A 17,597-nucleotide genomic window follows, 5' to 3' on the forward strand; every position below is an offset into this window, starting at 1 on the left:
AAGTGTAAATTTACGTACTTTAATCTAAATAAGATGTTAAATAAGTATATACTTTTTCTGTAGGTAAACCAACCACATTAGTATATGAACCTTCAATTTTATGTATACCAATTAGGCCAATCCATTCTTGAATTCCGTAAGCTCCAGCTTTATCAAATGGTTTATAATTATCTAAATAGTAACGTATTGAATCATCAGACAATTCGCGGAAAGATACTTTGGTAACATCAAATATAGTTTCTGTTTTAGTGTTGGTTTTAAAACAAACCGATGTGATGACTTCGTGTGTTTGATTGGATAATGATTTTAAAATTTGAAAAGCATCATCATAATCCTTTGGTTTTCCCAATGCTTTGCCATTTAACCAAACCAAAGTATCACTTGTAATTAGGATTTCATTAGATGCTAATTCGCCTTCAAATGCTTGTGCTTTTAGTTCAGCCAGATAGTTCGTAATTTCTTCAGCTTTTAAATTGTCAGGATAAATTTCTTCAATTTCTTTGAGACGGATTTCAAATTTTAAATCAAAGTCTTTAAAAAATTGTTGACGTCTTGGCGAGCCAGAAGCTAAAATTATTTTATAATCTTTAAGCATTGTTTTTGATGTTTAAAGTTACAACTGCAATGGATAAAATTCCGAAGAAAATAATCCATTTTAAAAACATACTGATTTTTTTGTAATCGTTGTTATCTTTAGCATTCCAAATTTGTACTAAACACATGATCATTGGTGCAACAACTAAAGACAGAATGTATGCTAGACCATAAAATAAGTTGTTTTCAAATAGATACGTTTTAGAATAATACAACAAGTATAAGCTTGGAAGCAGTAACAGTATAAAAGAAAAGATTTTAGTTTTAGGAATACCAATTATAATTGGCAAAGTTCTCATTCCTTGATTATTATCTCCTTCAATGTCTTGAATATCTTTAATTATTTCGCGAACTAGATTGATGATGAAAGCAAATTTGGCATAATCTAAAAGAATGCTAAAAGCCAAAGTCATTTGTTGTCTATTCATATCAAATGTATTTGGAAAAATATCAAACATTCCAATGATAATTACACTAAATGCGAGTAACAATGCAACTACAATATTACCTACTAAAGCTATTTGTTTTAAAGTACTTGCATAAAAATAGAGTAGTGTTGCAATCAATACAAAAACCACAGCAAAATTAGGATGTTCTACTGAATTTGCTAAAATAAATCCGCATGCAACTCCAGTAATAGTTAATGAAGCGTATATGATATATGCTTTAGACTCAGAAATTGATTTACCAATAATTACTTTATTAGGTTTGTTTTCGGCATCAGTTTCTTGATCAAAAATATCGTTGATAACATAACCACCAGCGGCAATTAAAACGGTTGCCAATATTAGCAAACTATACTGCCAATACCAAAGTGATAACGGAATATTTACAAGTTCTAAATAACCAAAACGAATGACAAGTTGCATGAAAGCAATTAAAAGTAGGTTTTGGTAACGTATTAGTTTTAGGTATTTCATGTTTCAGTGTTCAGTGTTCAGTGTTCAGTGTTCAGTGTTCAGTGTTCAGTGTTCAGTGTTCAGTGTTCAGTGTTCAGTGTTAAATAATGTTTATGAATTTACGATTTATCTTCTTTTACTCCAAACTTTTTAGGGTTTAGAATCATGTAATTTATCAATTTCCCTACTTCTTTTGAAACATTAAATAATTCTGTATATGTTTCATTTGTTATGTATTCACAAGCAATGGAATATTCTAACCAAACTTGAGTTTCAGAGTTTTCAGCATCTGAATCGGTTAACTTACTATGAAAATGTTTTGGATAATCACGTTTTCTGTATGCTTCAGCAATATTTGCAGAAACGCTTCTTGATGATCTTCTTATTTGGTCTGTTAAAGAATAAGTTTCTTCTTTTGGGAAGGATTTTGAAACTCTAAATATTTTCATTGCTAAGGCAAATGATTTTTGATAAGCCAATAAATCTTGAAATGTCATAAATAACTAATAAACTGAATATTAAATTAACACAATCTAAGTAACTGCAAACTGATTACTGAACACTGAATACTTTTTAATCATGTTTTCCATCATAATACAAATGCCATTTTCCTTGTACTTTCATGACTTGTTCAATTACCTCTCTCACAGCACCTTTTCCACCATTTTTGTGTGAAATATATTTTGAAATAGCTTTAATTTCTGCAACGGAATCTTGAGGACATGTTGGCAATCCTACTAATTGCATCACATGATAATCTGGAATATCATCACCCATATACAACACATTTTCGGGTTTGATATTGTATAATTCAGTATATTCTTTGAAGGTTTCTACTTTGTTTGGTGAAGCCAAATGAATATCGGTAATTCCTAAATTTCTCAAGCGAATTCGAACACCTTCGTTATTTCCTCCAGAGATTATGCAGACATTATAACCGCTTTCAATTGCTGCTTTCATTGCAAAGCCATCACGAATATTCATGATGCGTAACATTTCTCCATTTTGAGAAACGTGAACCGAACTATCAGTTAAAACACCATCAACATCAAAAATAAAGGTGTCAATAGTATTCATTATTTCTTTATAACTTTTTGACATTATCGATAATAGATTTGGTTAGAATTTTATAGATTTCTTTCTGATTCTCATCAGTCAGTATTGCTAAATGTTTGTTTATTGTTGAAGTGTCATTTCTTTTTGCAGGACCAGTTTGCGCTTCATTAGGTTCCATAATTTGCACTTTTTGAGCAGTTTCTAAAATCAATGGTTTTAGAATTTCAAACGGAACATTATGTTCAGTACAAATATCACTTCCAATTTTGTATAAGTGGTTCACAAAATTACTCACAAAGACCGCCGAAACATGTAACGATTTTCGTTGTTCCGAGTTCACTTCAAATACGTTATCCGAAATTGTATTTGCAACTTGTTTCAAAAGCTTTAAATCCGATTCATTTTCTGCTTCTAAACATAAAGGAACTTCTTTGAAATTGATTTCTTTTTTCTTAGATAATGTTTGCAATGGATAGAAAACTGCTTTTCTGTTATGTTTAGAAAGTTCTTCCATAGCGACACTTCCCGAAGTATGAGCAACTAATTTATTGGAAAAAAGTAATGATTTTGAAACCGAAGAAATGGCATCATCAGACACTGAAATTATATATAAATCTACTTCCTTTAAAGTAGTAATTTCTGAGGTAATTTTATCTTTTGAAACCAAATGCGAAATACTCTCTTGGTTTCGTGCAAAAACTTGAACCAGTTCTAATTGTTCTGATTTTAAAATTGTTTTAATAAGATGTTGAGCTACATTTCCTGAGCCAATAATGCTAATTGAAATCATTTAGCAAAAGTAGTAAAAAAAGCTACTATTTTATCTATTTAGTTAGTAGGAATAGCTGAAAGTTGGTTTTCTGACCAGAAATTACTTCCTACACCAGCCATGGTAAAAGTCGTAGGTGTTGTACCAAATTTTTGCACATTTGCCCATAAATAATAGGGTTTGTTTACTAAAGTGTTATTATAAATAATGGTTTGTCCGTTGGCTAATCCAAAATCACATGGACCAATTAATGTTCCTGAGACCAATCCACCGGAGATGATATCAGAGCTATCTAGAAAAACATTACTTTCAGATAGAGTTGTTCTAACAAAGACACTTTGTCCAGTGGTTAAAGATGTAGTTCCAGCTAATAAATATGTACCAAATACAATCCATTTTCCTGGAGGTAAAACAATAGTCACGTTGCAATAGGTCATTGGTGATTGAATACCAACAGGAGTTCCGTTTCCAATATTGGCACCACCGCCTGTGAAAGTTCCAATTACTGCAGGAGTTATAGCGGTATTGTTAACCCAAGTTCCAACTCCATTTGCATCTGATGAAAGTACTTTTCCGACTCCTTGTGAGCCATCAGTGATTTTTATTTTACCTATTATATCGACTTTTTGTGATGGCGTTGTGGTTCCAATTCCCATATTTCCAGAATTGGTTATAACTGCTTGGTCTATATTCCCAATTCTAAAACCGATATATCCAGTACCAGTATTTTGTTTGTTGATTAGTGTAAAATTTCCATCACTAGAATGTAACAATCCATAACCAGTTACATTAGCCTGATTTTGATGAGAAAAATTTGCCCAAATAGTTCCGAAACCTACATCACCAACAAATGAATTGTTAATACGTGCATTTCCACCTTGAACATCTAATTTTTGAGTAGGATTTGTAATACCAATTCCAATATTTCCTCCATTTAGGACTGTAAGTTTTGGTGTATTATTTGTTGTTAAATGAATAGATCCCAGATTTCCTGCATAAGTTCCAAATTCAATATCTTCTGGATTTCCAGCAAAACTTCCAAAATAACCTCTGTTACTTCCATTTTCTGCTAAAGTGATAAATAACGAGTTTCCACCATCAAAAATTACTGGATTTGAACTTGTAGAAACCAAATGTAAATTAGTTTGTGGATTGTTGGTTCCTATGCCAACAAAATCGGTAAGTGTTGTTGGAAACAATTTTCCTGTTGCTGAACGAGACCATTTTTCATCAAATGATGTAAATAGTTTTGTCCAAATTGTTCCATTCCAATAATAATAACCCGAACCATTTCCGCCAATTACGGAAGAATTTGTATTGTAAACCAATAAACTATTTGCTGGAGATGTTACAGGTGTTGTTCCATTGGAAACGTCAATCAAGTTTACCCTCGGAATTAACAAACCAGATGAAGAAGATGAAATATCCAAACTTGAAGATACATCAGGAATTGTTGTTCCAATTCCTATTTGTGAAAATATATTTGTGCATGTGAAAGTAAAAAACAGAAGGTATTTGATTTTTCTCATGATAACTATTTTTTTGTAAAATTAGTTACTGATTATTGAGTTGTCAATCAACCTTTTGTATCATTTTTTTGATATTATGAGTTCTAGTTCATTAAGATTTTCCGTATAATTTATTTACAGCTTCGGTCTTGTTTTGAACTTGAAGTTTTGTATAAATATGGTTCAAATGCCTTTTTACGGTACTTAAGGAAATGTTTAATTTATCTGCTATTTCTTTGTAAAGAAAACCTTTGCTCAATAATTCTAATACTTCTTGTTCGCGCTTTGTTATGAGTTGATTTACTGGATTTGAAATATTTTGGTTGAATGAGGACAATACTTTTCTAGCAATTTTAGGAGACATCGGACTTCCTCCTTCATAAAGTTCTAATATTGATTCTACAATTTTATTTGGAGAAGTATTTTTTAAAATATATCCGCTGGCACCAGCTTTTAAGGCTTCAAAAACTTGATCGTTATCTTCATAAATTGTAAACATTATGAATTGAATATCTTGAAAAACCTGTTTAATCTCATGAACACAATCAATCCCAGATTTGTTAGGAAGATTAATGTCAGTGATTACTACATTTGGTTGTAAACTTGGAATTAATTCGATAGCATCTTCTGCATTATCAAAGCAATTTAGTAATTTAAAACGATTATCATTTTCAATAATTGCTTTTAAGCCTTTTTGAATATCTATTATGTCCTCAATTATGCAAATTGTAATCATTGTTATATTAATGTTATGCAAAGTAAGATAGATTTGACAGTAAAATCAATAGTACTTATGGTTGATTTAATAGATTAGTTTTTCAATTGGAAATTTTAGTTTAATATGAGTTCCTTCCAGTGATTTAATTTCAATTATACCATTTAAATTGTTTACTCGTTTTTTCATGTTTGCCATGCCATTACCATTTTTTGAAGTAACAGTTTCCTTGATTCCAATTCCGTCATCAATTATGTCAATTGAAAGATAATTATTAATTTTAATTGAGATGGTAACATTCTTTGCCTTCGAATGTTTAACTACATTGTGTAATGCTTCTTTTATTACCAAGAATATATTTCTTCTATAATCGCCTTTAATGACCAGTGGTTCAATAGTTTCCGGAATACTCATTTTTAATGCAATAGCATTGGAATCTAAATAATCTACAGAATATACTTTAATATAAGTTATTAAGTCGTCAATGCTATTATTTTCCTCTTTCATAGCCCAAATAATTTCACTCATATTTTCAACTAAATCTGATGATGTTTTATTTATTTTAGATAAGTTTTCTTTTAAGTCATAATCATCAATAGCCATTTGACTTAAATAAGTAATTTTTGTCAAACCACTTCCTAAATCATCATGCATATCAGCTGCAATTCTATTTCGTTCATTTTCTAAAACGATTTGTTTTTCTAAAACAATTTTTTGCATTTCGATCATTTCATTGGCATCATTTAACAATGCTAAATTCATTGATTCCCATTGTTTTTTATTTCTATAACTCATTGCTATTGAAAAGAAAACAATATCAATAAAACTTCCTATCATTAACCATTCTGGTGGATAAATAGCTGCATTTTCGTCAACATTTATATTTGAAACAAAACTTATTAAGCCAAAAATAAAGTAGCAAGTACAACCTATCAAAATGTATCTTTGAAAAGTTATATGTCTAAGTTGGTAACATTGCCATAGCATTACAGACGTTAAAACAAAAATCAAAGCTCGGATGCTAATAAAGGCTAAGGTGTAGGTTTGAAAATGAAATGTTATTTTTAATAAATAAAATACAATGGAATATCCTATAAGAAGAGTCATTATGAAAATCCAGGAGCGATATAGAAAAGAGTTTTTTGATTTATAAACTTCTATAGATTGCAATATAAAGTTGAAATACATTGCTAAATAAATTATCTGTATTGGTTCGTTCAAGTAATTATAAAAATAATCTTCAACTTTGAATCCAAAAAATTCCCTTATCAATCCTGTTCTATGAAAAACAAAAATTCCAGTAAAGAAAAGATAAAGTAAATAATGAATTATCAATTTATCTTTACTAAATACATACAGAACAGTATGATAAATGAATGCCATTGTTATTGCTCCAAATATCAAAATAGACAATATAGAATCTGTTGTTACACCATGCATTTTTATAGAATGTGTAGTTATGAAAAATAAAAATAACTATTTTACTTGTTGAAAATACATGAAAGTGTTTTTTCTTTTAATCAAGTCTTAACAAACTCTTAAATCCAAACAGAAATAGAAAGAAAATTGAGTTTTTTGATTTACTTTTGTGACACTTTTAAAAAAATCATTCCAAATTTATCATGGAAAAAATTAAATCTATACTTTTCTCAACACGTTTAATGGCAATTTTATTTATCGTTTATGCAGCGGCAATGGCAGCAGGAACATTTATAGAAAGTGCTTATAATACTGATACTGCTCGAATTATAATTTACAATGCTTGGTGGTTTGAAGCCATTCATGTCTTTTTCTTAATCAATTTTTTTGGTAATATTTCGAGATATCAATTGCTTAAAAAAGAAAAATGGGCAACATTATTATTGCATTTATCTTTTATATTTATCATCATTGGTGCAGCAATTACAAGATACATTAGTTATGAAGGAATGATGCCAATTCGCGAAGGAGAAGTTTCTAATCAAATGTATTCTGATAAAAATTATCTTACTTATTTTGTTGATGGACAGCATGATGGAGAAATGAAGCGTCGTGTTTTTGAAGAATCATTATTACTTTCGCCAGTAATTGATAATGATTTTCATTTTAAAGACAAGTTTGCAGATATTCCTTTTGAAGTAGAATATAAAAAATTTCTTCTTGATGCTAAAGAAACAATTAAGCAAACTCCAAATGGGAAGTTGCATTTAAAAATGGTTGAATCTGGTGGAGGACAACGTCATGAACACTATCTAAAAGAAGGCGAAGTACAAAATATTCACAATGTTTTATTTGCTTTAAATTCCTATACTAAAGGAGCTATCAACATCACTATAAAAGACGGAACAACTACTATTGAAGCACCATTTGACGGAAATTTTATGCGAATGGCTGATCAATTTCAAGGAACGGTTGCTAAAGATTTAGTACAACCTTTAATGTTTCGTTCGCTTTATAATTTAGGCGGAGCACAATTTGTTTTTCCTGACCAACCTATAAAAGGTGAAAAAGATTTTAAATCTAGTGGAAATTTTAAAGCAAAAGGAGGCGATGATGCTCTAGTTGTTAAAGTAAAAGCTGATGGCCAAGAAAAAGAAATAACTTTAGTTGGTTCTAAAGGAAAACAAGGAACGCCGCAAAGTTTTAAACTTGGAAAATTAGAATTTACATTTTTCTTTGGAAGTAAAGTTTATGAATTACCATTTAAACTTCAGCTAAACGACTTTATTGCGGAACGTTATCCTGGAACAGAAAAAAGATATTCTTCATTTGAAAGTAAAGTAACTGTAATTGATGGTAAAGAAAAATTTGATGCCCGAATTTTTATGAACAATATACTTGATCACAAAGGTTTTAGATTTTTTCAAGCTAATTTTGATCCTGATGAAAAAGGAACTGTTTTATCAGTTAATCATGATTTTTGGGGAACATTAATAACCTACATTGGTTACTTCATTTTATTTTTTGCTATGATGGCAATTTTATTTACAAAACATTCTCGTTTTGCCGATTTGAAAAGGAAATTAGAAGTTATTAAAGACAAAAAATCTAAATTGATTACAGTTTTAATTTTGTTTTTATCAATTTCAGGATTTGCACAACATTCAGGAAATCATCAAGCGCCACCACAGGTTAAAATGAATTTTGTGGATTCTATTCTAAAATATAAAGTTTCTGAAAAACACGCTGCTCAATTTGGACGTTTAGTCATTCAAGACGAAGGAGGAAGAATGAAACCTATCAATACTTTTTCATCAGAATTATTGCGAAAAGTAAGTAAAAGTGATACTTACGAAGATATGAACTCCGATCAAGTATTTTTATCGATGACGCAATTCCCTCAAGCTTGGTTTGAAGTTCCAATAATTTATATCAAAAAAGGTAATGATAGCATTAGAAAAATCATAGGTATTGGTAAAGATGAGCAATATGCTTCTTTAAAATCATTTATTGATGAAAGAGGAAACTATAAATTATCAAAATATCTTGAAGCTTCTTACAAATCTCAAATTCCTAATAATTTTGAAAAAGATTTTATGGAAACTGACAAAAAAGTAAGTTTATTAAACGCTGCTTTGAGTGGTCAAATTTTGAAAATATTTCCAGTTCCAAATGATAAAGGGAATAAATGGGCTTCCTATTTAGAGATTAATCATGTTACAAGAACTACATTAGATACTATAAAAAATGCACTTCCTATTTATCTTGATGAGTTGATGAAAGCTTCTCAAAATGATAATTATACTATGGCTAACACTTTTTTAGTGGGTATGGAAAATTATCAAAAGAAAGAAGGAAAATCTGTGCGACCAAGTGATGACAAAATTGATTCTGAAATCATGTACAACAAATATGATATTTTTAAGAATCTATATTATTTATACATGCTTTGCGGAGTTTTGATGTTATTATTTACCATTGTAAATATCTTTTTCGAAAAAAAATCAATTCGTATTATTATCAATGGGTTTCATTTTTTCATTAATCTTTTATTTGTTTTACATACTTTAGGATTAATCGCTCGTTGGTATATTTCAGGTCATGCACCATGGAGTGATGCTTATGAGAGTATGATTTATGTAGCATGGGCAACAATGTTATTTACACTTTTATTTGGTTTTCCATATCCAATTTGGCTTTTACTAATTTCTAAGAGTCTAATTAAAAAATCAAGTTTAACTATTGCAGCTGGAACTTTTGTAACTTCCATGATTTTGATGATTGCTCATTGGAATTGGATGGATCCAGCCATTGCTAATTTACAACCGGTATTAAATTCGTATTGGTTAATGATTCACGTTGCAGTAATTGTTATGAGTTATGGACCTTTTACATTGGCAATGATTTTAGGTGTTGTTGCTCTTATATTAATGTTGTTTACCAATGAAAAGAACAAGACTAAAATGAGTTTGAATATCAAGGAAATTACTTATATCAATGAGATGGCATTAACCATTGGTTTGGTATTATTAACTATCGGAAATTTCCTTGGAGGACAATGGGCTAACGAATCTTGGGGAAGATATTGGGGTTGGGATCCAAAAGAAACATGGGCTTTAATCAGTATTATGATTTATGCTTTTGTAATTCATGCTCGTTTTGTTCCTGCGTTACGTGGTTTATGGATTTATAATTTAATGAGTATTGTGGCTTTCTACTCAATTATGATGACTTATTTTGGAGTGAATTTCTATCTAACAGGATTGCATTCTTATGCAAGTGGAGATAAAGTTGTTACACCAAATGAGTTTTATTATTCGTTAATTGGACTCACAATTTTAGCAATATTTGCTTATTTAAAATACAAGAAATTCTTAAAGAATTAGACATAAAAAAAGGTTCAACTTAATTGTTGAACCTTTCTTTTTTAATTTGGGTTTAAATAAATTATACTTTTCCTAAAGTATATAACTGTTCCATAGTAGGCGTTTGACTTCCGCCTGCAGGTTCAAGTGTAATTCCAAATGCTTCAGCGTCTGAAGTTCCGCTAACAGCAAATAATTTTTCGTTGTTTCCTTTGAAATCCTCTAATAATCCTATACTTGTTGGCGTTAATGTAGGACTCAATTTTAAAGACCATATTTGATATACCTTGCCTTTTGGTGGTTCAGGTAAACCTGTAGCATCTACATATACTGTTGAAGTTTCTTTGTTCCAATAAATTTTTGCAAAAGATGTTGGAGCAACCGTTTGACCAGCTAAATTTACAACCGTATTTTTTTCGTCTCTAATTACATTTAAAGCAGTTGCCGTCTCTTTATTTTTCAATTCTAATTCTACAACTGATTTTTGAAGATTTGATTTCTCTGTTTCAATTGTATTCAATTGTTGCGAAGTCGAATTTAATTGTGTGTATTGATATCCAACACCAATAAGTAATGCAATTGATGCTACCCAACCAAGATATTGTCCCCAATTAGATTTTGGTTTCATATCTACAACCTTACCATGTTTCAATTCTAATTTTGCTTTAATTTTTTCGAAGTTTTCAGCAGAAATATTAGGAGAAAAACTACTTGATAAATTCAATATCGCTTTTTCAATAGAAACAATTTCATTCTTAATAGCCGGATTGGTTTTAGCCAATTCGCTAATTTCCTTAGTTTCATTTTCGTTTAGTAAACCATAAACGTAAAGTTCTAAGTTTCCTGATTCTATTTGTTCTTGTGTGTTCATTATACTTGTAAATAAGTTCTTAAATCATTGATACAATTTCTATTCTGTGTTTTAACAGTGCCAAGCGGAATTTCAAGTTCATCTGAAGCTTCTTGTTGTGTGTATCCTTGAAAGAATAATAATTCTATTAATTGAATACATTTTGGTTTTAATTTCTTTACAAATTCCTGAATTCCAATAGTATCGATCCTATTGATAAGCTTATTGCTGTCGTCTAACAGATGTACGAAATTATCAGATGAAAGGTTTTTTTGACTGTTGTTGTAACCTTTAGAACGAAGTTTATCAATTGCAGTATTTCTTGCAATATTTAACATCCAAGTGTACAAACGACCTTTAGCATCACTATAGGTTTCAATGTTTTTCCAAATTTTTACAAATACTTCTTGAAGCACATCTTCGGCATCTTCAGTTTCTTTAATCAAATTTGAAATAACGGCAAATAGACTTTTTGAATACATATCATACATAATCGTAAAGCCACGCTGGTCCTTCTTCAGGAGTAACGGAATTAATTCTTCTTGTGACATAATGCTTTTGTTTTTTTGTTTAGAATGATATATACGAAACCTAAAAAGGTTTGGATTTATAAAACTACCTTTTTTTTTATTGTTTTAAAAATTTTTTCAACTATCCTCGATGAAAAGCATCTTTTTTTAAAATTTTAATGAAAATAAAACCAAATGAAACTTATTGCCGTATATCCTTTCAACAAAAAACATTAAAACAAATTATTATGAGAAAAAAGTTAAAAATTATCGCACTCAGTTTGTTTGGAACTACACTTTTACTATTAGTTGTTTTAGTAGTTCACATTGCAACAGCAAAGCCAATTGCTTATGATAATGCAACGATGCAAATTAGTAGAATTGACTTTCAAGAACCGTTAGATTCTTTAAAAATGAAAGAAATTCATAGAAATCTAAAATCAATACCAGGTTTTATAAATGACAGCTATAATTTAAAAAATAATGTGGTTGTTTTTTTTCACGATAATAAAATTGCAGATTCAAAAAAAATCTATGATGAATTAATGAAAAAAGGAAGTTATAAAGCAACACGTTACATTTTACCATCAAATATAAAAGCTAAACAAGTTTGTCCTGTTATTCAAGAAGGAAGTTTTAGCTATCATTTTTCAAAAGGAGTACAACGAATTTTCAATTAATCTTAAATATAATAACTATGAAAAACATCTCAAAATTAGCACTAAGTGCACTGTTAATCGGTTCAATGGTTTTTGTTACATCTTGTAGCGATGACGATGATTCACCAAAAATGAAATCATTATATCAAAAACTAGGAGGAACAACAAAAGTAGCTGATCCAAATAATCCTGGACAAATGATTGAAATGGGACGATTGAGTTATCGTTCAGTGGTAGATACTACAATTACATTAATTGTTGGCGATATTGTAGCTGCTGCGCCAGGAAATTTTGGTGCACATTTTGCTCCAATTGTAGGTGAAGTTACTTCAGGAAATACAACAAATGTTGCAGTTTTAAGTAAAAATTTAACCGATTTTTTCTCAGCAAATACGGGAGGAAGCGCAACAAATACTTATTCAGGTTTAAACATGGTAGATGCTCATAATCCTGCTACTAACCCAAGAATGGGAGTGAAGTCTACTAATGCTGATTATGACAAATTTATTGGATATGTAGGAACAGCAGCAGGAAAAAACGGAGTAACTGATCCAGTTATTATTAATGAAGTTGTAGCCGTTTTAGAATCAATTAGAACACCAATTGTTCAAGCGCCTTAATCGCATTTAAAAGAAAGCATTTACAGTTACTTTGTTTTTGTTTTTTTTGTTTTGAAGCCCAATGACTTTGTTGTTGGGCTTTTATTATAACAAAAAATTAAGCATTGTTTTTGTAAACTAAATCATTAATTAACTATTTTTATAAAAATTTTAAAGATGAGAAAATTACTTTTTTTAATCGGGATTCTTTCCCTTACAAGTTGTCAAAATCAAGCTCAAAATAAAGTAGCACCAATTAGAGAAACAAAAGAATTAGTTATGGAAAAACAGACTATCTATCAATTCAAAGTTAAAGATTTAGAAGGTAACGAATTCGATTTTGCTACACTAAAAGGAAAGAAAATTCTAGTGGTTAATACAGCTTCTAAATGTGGTTTAACACCTCAATATAAAGATTTAGAAGCAATTTACAATCAATATAAGAATAATAATTTCGTAATTGTAGGTTTTCCTGCGAACAATTTTGGACAGCAAGAACCAGGTTCAAATAAAGAAATTGGAGAATTTTGTTCAAGAAATTATGGTGTAACTTTCCCAATGATGAGTAAAATTTCTGTTAAAGGAAAAGACATGAATGAAGTATATCAGTTTTTAACTCAAAAAGCTAAGAATGGTTTGCAAGACAGTGAAGTAGAATGGAACTTTCAAAAATATTTAATCAACGAAAAAGGTGAGTTAGAAAAAGTTGTTGCGCCAAATGTTTTACCAACCGATGACGAAATCGTAAATTGGATTAAAAGTTAGATTTTAAAAAGATATAAATAAAAGAAAATCAGAAAGCACATAAAATTGTTTTCTGATTTTTTTTATTTCATAAATTTATCACTCTGAGCTTGTTGGAGTACTATCCTCTAATTTCTAAAGCATTTTTTGCATAAAAACACTGTGCAACCAACGATTAAATTTGAATCCCGAATCTTTAATTGTGCCAACGATTTCAAACCCAAATTTCTTATGAAAATCAATACTACTTTGGTTTTCAGCATCGATAACTCCAATCATGGTGTGAAGATTTTGAGCTTTCGCCAAATTAATTAATTCTTCCAAAAGAAGTTTTCCAATACCTTTTCCAATGTGATTTGGATGTGCATAAACCGAATGTTCCACTGTAAATTTATATGCTTCTCTAAATCGGAATTCACTATAATAACCAAAACCTACAACAACGCCATTTTCTGTCGAAACAATTATTGGAAATCCTTTTTCTAATTTATCATTAAAAATAGCCACTTGATTTACCAAACTTCTTGGTTTATAATCATATAATGCTGTAGAATTTAGAATATTATAATTAATTATTTCTAAAATAGCTTGCGTGTCTTCAATTTGATAAGGTCTGATTTTAATTTCCATGTTTCAAAAATAGTATTTTTTTTACTACAAAGAAATAGCTTAATTAACTTAACTTTCTCATTGGTTTAATTTTTCTTCAATAAATAACTTTGTACTTTTGTATTTGGAATTTTAGAAACATACTTCCATTTTAAAAATGAAATACCCAAAAATACCTTTAGCACAATCTATCCTCGAAATTTTTAGAGCTAAAGGCATCCAACATATTGTAATTTCTCCAGGTTCTCGAAATGCTCCACTTACCATTGGTTTTGTAAATAATCCTAATTTTACTTGTTATAGCGTTGCTGACGAACGTTGTGCGGCATTTTTCGCACTCGGAATTGCTCAACAAATCAAGAAACCTGTTGCTGTAGTTTGTACCTCTGGTTCCGCTTTGTTGAATTATTATCCGGCTTTTGCCGAAGCATTTTACAGCGAAATTCCTTTAATTGTTGTTTCTGCAGATAGACCAAAAAGTAAAATAGATATTGGTGACGGACAAACCATTCGTCAAGAAAACGTTTTTGCTAATCACTCACTTTTTAATGCAAATTTGGACGAATTTCCATCAGATGAAAATGATTTTTTAATCAATGAAGCTATAAATACGGCTTTCGCCAAAAAAGGTCCTGTTCACATTAATGCACCTTTTGAAGAACCTTTGTATGAAACCGTTGAAGAACTTGTTATACATCCAAAAGTTATTTCAAACACTCACATTAATAAAGATATATATGCTATTTCAAATTATGCAAACCTTTGGAATCAATCACAAAAAAAGTTAGTTTTAATTGGTGGATTAAATCCAAATGAAATAGAACAAAAATATTTGAATCATTTAGGTAATGATGTATCAGTTGTTGTAATGACTGAAGTTACGTCTAATGTGCATCATCCTAATTTTATTACCAATATTGATACCATAATCACACCATTTTCCGAACAAGATTTTATCGAATTTCAACCCGATATCTTATTGACTTTTGGTGGAATGATTGTATCCAAAAGAATTAAAGCTTTTTTGAGAAAATTCCAGCCAAAACAACATTGGCATATAGACGAGTTGAGAGCTTATGATACGTATGGTTGTTTGACGAAACATTTTGAAATTACACCAAATATATTCTTCGAAAACTTCTTTTCAAAAACGGTCGAAATTGAAAGTAACTATCAAAAAGAGCTTTTAAAAATAAGAGCGTTACGTTTAGAAAAACATGTTGATTATTTGAGTAAAATTCCATTTACCGATTTAAAAGCATTTGATATTATTTTGCCCAAATTAAAATCTAAAAGTCAATTGCAAATCAGTAATAGTTCGCCAATACGCTATGCACAATTAATTTCGATGAATCCTACTATTGAAGTTTTTTGTAATCGAGGAACAAGTGGCATTGATGGAAGCACTTCAACTGCAATTGGTGCAGCTACTGCTTCAGGAAAACCAACGGTTTTAATTGCTGGAGATATCGGATTTTTGTATGACAGCAACGCACTTTGGAACAATTATATTCCCAAAAACTTTAAAATTATTTTGATGAATAATGGTGGTGGCGGAATTTTCAGAATTCTTCCAGGTCATGATGAATCACCTGTGTTCAATACCTTTTTTGAAACCTCACATTGTTTAACAGCGGAACATTTGGCAAAAATGTATGGATTTGAGTATTTAACAGCAAGTAATGAAACTACTTTAGAACATAGTTTAGAGGCGATGTTTGCTCAAAATGAAAAACCAGTTTTATTAGAAGTTTTTACACCAACATTAGAAAATGATAAGGTTTTGTTGCAATATTTTAGAGAGTTGGTTTAACTATGTTTCTTCCAATATCGTTTTCCATAATCACAGAAAATTTCTTCACCAGATTTTATTTTTCTAGTAGCAATCAGGCAAACATTTCCGTTTTCATCTAATGTTATTTTTGTATTGTTCTTAAAACTGTCCCGAAGCTTCGGGATTGAAAAACCATTGGCATCATTAGCATATTTTGCAAAACAATCGGTGTTTTTACAATCTAATATTGTACCATTTAGAAGATTCATAAAATACTGGTCATCATTGTTTTTAACCCTATTTGCAGCTTCACAATCGGATAAAATTTCTCCTTTAAAAACAGAAACTATTTCATCTTTATAAATAGCTATTGCAGTAAACAATCCTTTTCCAGAATTAGGAAGCTGTGAAGTTTGAATGTACAAATAATCTACTTCTTTGGCATCAATAGTGTTGCAATCCATTTTTTAATCAAAGATAACATAAATCAAATCCCAAATAACAAATTTCAAATCCCAAATAAATTCCAAAATTAAAAAAGTTCAATACCAAAACCTTAAACTTTAAATCCGAAACCCGAAACCCGAAACTAATTTCCTTTTTGTACCTTTGCACAAATTAATAGCATATTATGAAGATTGGTCAGTTCAATACATTAAAAATTGATAGAGATACACAAGTGGGTTTATTTCTTACTAATGGAAAAGAAGACGTTTTATTACCCAATAAATATGTTCCAAAAGTATTTGAAATTGGTGAAGAAATAACCGTTTTTGTTTATTTAGATCACGAAGAACGTCCAGTTGCAACGACATTAGTTCCTTATATTTTTTTAGATGAATTTGCGCTTTTGCGAGTAAATTATATCAATCAAATTGGCGCATTCATGGATTGGGGAATGGAAAAAGATATTTTGGTTCCGTTTAAAGAGCAAGCACGTCCGATGGAAAAAGGAAAACGTTACTTAGTTTACCTTTATATGGACGAAAAAACCAATAGGTTAGTTGCTTCAAGTAAGACGAATCAGTTTCTTGATAATGAAAACATTACTGTTGAAAAAGGTGAAGAAGTTGACTTAATTATTTCGCACATAACCGACATCGGAATTAATGTTATTATCAACCAAAAACATAAAGGTTTGGTTTATAAAGATGAGGTTTATGACGATTCGATTCGTACTGGTGATAAAATGAAAGGATACATCAAAACTATTCGTCCTGACGGAAAAATTGATGTTTCGTTGCACAAACAAGGTTTTGAAAACATTGAACCAAATTCTGAAATTATCCTTAACGAATTGAGAGCAAGTCGTGGTTTTTTGCGATTAAATGATAATTCGAATCCAGAAGATATCAAGACAGTTTTGAAAATGAGTAAAAAAACCTTCAAAAAAGCCATTGGACATTTATACAAAGAAAAACTAATCGAAATTAAAGACGACGGAATTTATTTGATTTCTTAGACTATGAAGTTTTAAAATAACATACTTGCCTTAATAGCTTATTTTCAATAGTTTAGAAAATAAATG

General features: G+C 30.0%; 18 protein-coding genes. 6 read left to right on the top strand and 12 right to left on the bottom strand.

Annotated elements, in window-relative coordinates; all coding sequences use genetic code 11:
- Nucleotides 1–19: 19 nt before the first annotated feature.
- The 8 genes from Q0049_RS09585 to Q0049_RS09620 form a co-directional block, all read right to left on the bottom strand.
- Entirely contained in the window at nt 20–595 is a 576-nt protein-coding gene (locus tag Q0049_RS09585; RefSeq protein ID WP_298119151.1) for a Maf-like protein, read from the bottom strand.
- Nucleotides 588–1,514 carry a geranylgeranylglycerol-phosphate geranylgeranyltransferase gene (locus Q0049_RS09590; RefSeq protein WP_298119152.1) on the bottom strand — a complete coding sequence of 309 codons (927 nt, stop codon included), beginning with the start codon at nt 1,512–1,514 and terminating at the stop codon, nt 588–590. Before Q0049_RS09590 ends, Q0049_RS09585 begins: the two co-directional genes overlap by 8 nt.
- Nucleotides 1,515–1,612: 98 nt before the next feature.
- Entirely contained in the window at nt 1,613–1,990 is a 378-nt protein-coding gene (locus Q0049_RS09595; protein WP_298119154.1) for a four helix bundle protein, read from the bottom strand.
- 76 nt (nt 1,991–2,066) lie between these two features.
- Nucleotides 2,067–2,594 carry an HAD family hydrolase gene (locus tag Q0049_RS09600; protein ID WP_298119156.1) on the bottom strand — a complete coding sequence of 176 codons (528 nt, stop codon included), beginning with the start codon at nt 2,592–2,594 and terminating at the stop codon, nt 2,067–2,069.
- Entirely contained in the window at nt 2,578–3,339 is a 762-nt protein-coding gene (locus Q0049_RS09605) for a Rossmann-like and DUF2520 domain-containing protein (RefSeq protein WP_298119158.1), read from the bottom strand. The genes Q0049_RS09600 and Q0049_RS09605 overlap by 17 nt, the downstream gene beginning before the upstream one ends.
- Before the next feature lie 38 nt (nt 3,340–3,377).
- Entirely contained in the window at nt 3,378–4,847 is a 1,470-nt protein-coding gene (locus Q0049_RS09610) for a hypothetical protein (RefSeq protein ID WP_298119159.1), read from the bottom strand.
- A gap of 91 nt (nt 4,848–4,938) precedes the next feature.
- A complete protein-coding gene (locus tag Q0049_RS09615; protein WP_298119160.1) occupies nt 4,939–5,562 on the bottom strand; it encodes a response regulator transcription factor in 624 nt (207 codons plus the stop codon).
- Nucleotides 5,563–5,628: 66 nt separating this feature from the next.
- Nucleotides 5,629–6,981, bottom strand: coding sequence for a 7TM diverse intracellular signaling domain-containing protein (locus Q0049_RS09620; RefSeq protein ID WP_298119162.1), 1,353 nt, complete (start codon nt 6,979–6,981; stop codon nt 5,629–5,631).
- A gap of 182 nt (nt 6,982–7,163) precedes the next feature.
- Here Q0049_RS09620 and ccsA point away from each other — a divergent pair, with 182 nt between their 5' ends.
- The gene (gene ccsA / locus Q0049_RS09625) at nt 7,164–10,346 is read left to right on the top strand and encodes a cytochrome c biogenesis protein (protein WP_298119164.1); all 3,183 of its coding nucleotides are present in this window, start codon (nt 7,164–7,166) and stop codon (nt 10,344–10,346) included.
- Nucleotides 10,347–10,407: 61 nt separating this feature from the next.
- Here ccsA and Q0049_RS09630 read toward each other — a convergent pair whose 3' ends face one another.
- A complete protein-coding gene (locus Q0049_RS09630) occupies nt 10,408–11,196 on the bottom strand; it encodes an anti-sigma factor (RefSeq protein ID WP_298119166.1) in 789 nt (262 codons plus the stop codon).
- On the bottom strand, nt 11,196–11,726 hold the full coding sequence (locus tag Q0049_RS09635; RefSeq protein WP_298119167.1) for a sigma-70 family RNA polymerase sigma factor: 531 nt from the start codon (nt 11,724–11,726) through the stop codon (nt 11,196–11,198). Before Q0049_RS09635 ends, Q0049_RS09630 begins: the two co-directional genes overlap by 1 nt.
- A gap of 206 nt (nt 11,727–11,932) precedes the next feature.
- On the opposite strand from Q0049_RS09635, the gene Q0049_RS09640 reads away from it, so the two are divergent.
- From Q0049_RS09640 to Q0049_RS09650, 3 genes are all read left to right on the top strand, one after another.
- Nucleotides 11,933–12,364 (top strand): hypothetical protein, encoded by a 432-nt coding sequence (locus Q0049_RS09640; protein ID WP_298119168.1) that lies wholly within the window; start codon nt 11,933–11,935, stop codon nt 12,362–12,364.
- Between the two features lie 17 nt (nt 12,365–12,381).
- Nucleotides 12,382–12,963, top strand: coding sequence for a hypothetical protein (locus Q0049_RS09645; RefSeq protein WP_298119169.1), 582 nt, complete (start codon nt 12,382–12,384; stop codon nt 12,961–12,963).
- Between the two features lie 156 nt (nt 12,964–13,119).
- The gene (locus tag Q0049_RS09650) at nt 13,120–13,707 is read left to right on the top strand and encodes a glutathione peroxidase (protein WP_298119170.1); all 588 of its coding nucleotides are present in this window, start codon (nt 13,120–13,122) and stop codon (nt 13,705–13,707) included.
- 114 nt (nt 13,708–13,821) lie between these two features.
- Here the strand turns inward: Q0049_RS09650 and Q0049_RS09655 are convergent, their stop codons facing one another.
- Nucleotides 13,822–14,316, bottom strand: a complete 495-nt coding sequence (locus Q0049_RS09655; protein WP_298119172.1) for a GNAT family N-acetyltransferase — start codon at nt 14,314–14,316, stop codon at nt 13,822–13,824.
- 136 nt (nt 14,317–14,452) lie between these two features.
- Between Q0049_RS09655 and menD the strand changes: the two genes are divergently transcribed.
- Nucleotides 14,453–16,108 (top strand): 2-succinyl-5-enolpyruvyl-6-hydroxy-3-cyclohexene-1-carboxylic-acid synthase, encoded by a 1,656-nt coding sequence (menD, locus tag Q0049_RS09660; protein WP_298119174.1) that lies wholly within the window; start codon nt 14,453–14,455, stop codon nt 16,106–16,108.
- On the opposite strand, the gene Q0049_RS09665 is transcribed toward menD, so the two are convergent.
- Nucleotides 16,105–16,533 (bottom strand): SET domain-containing protein-lysine N-methyltransferase, encoded by a 429-nt coding sequence (locus tag Q0049_RS09665; protein WP_298119176.1) that lies wholly within the window; start codon nt 16,531–16,533, stop codon nt 16,105–16,107. The genes menD and Q0049_RS09665 overlap by 4 nt on opposite strands.
- 164 nt (nt 16,534–16,697) lie before the next feature.
- On the opposite strand from Q0049_RS09665, the gene Q0049_RS09670 reads away from it, so the two are divergent.
- Entirely contained in the window at nt 16,698–17,531 is an 834-nt protein-coding gene (locus Q0049_RS09670; protein ID WP_298119205.1) for a S1-like domain-containing RNA-binding protein, read from the top strand.
- Nucleotides 17,532–17,597 lie beyond the last annotated feature (66 nt).

Origin of the sequence: Flavobacterium sp., from assembly GCF_027484205.1 — a bacterium.
Classification (GTDB): domain Bacteria; phylum Bacteroidota; class Bacteroidia; order Flavobacteriales; family Flavobacteriaceae; genus Flavobacterium.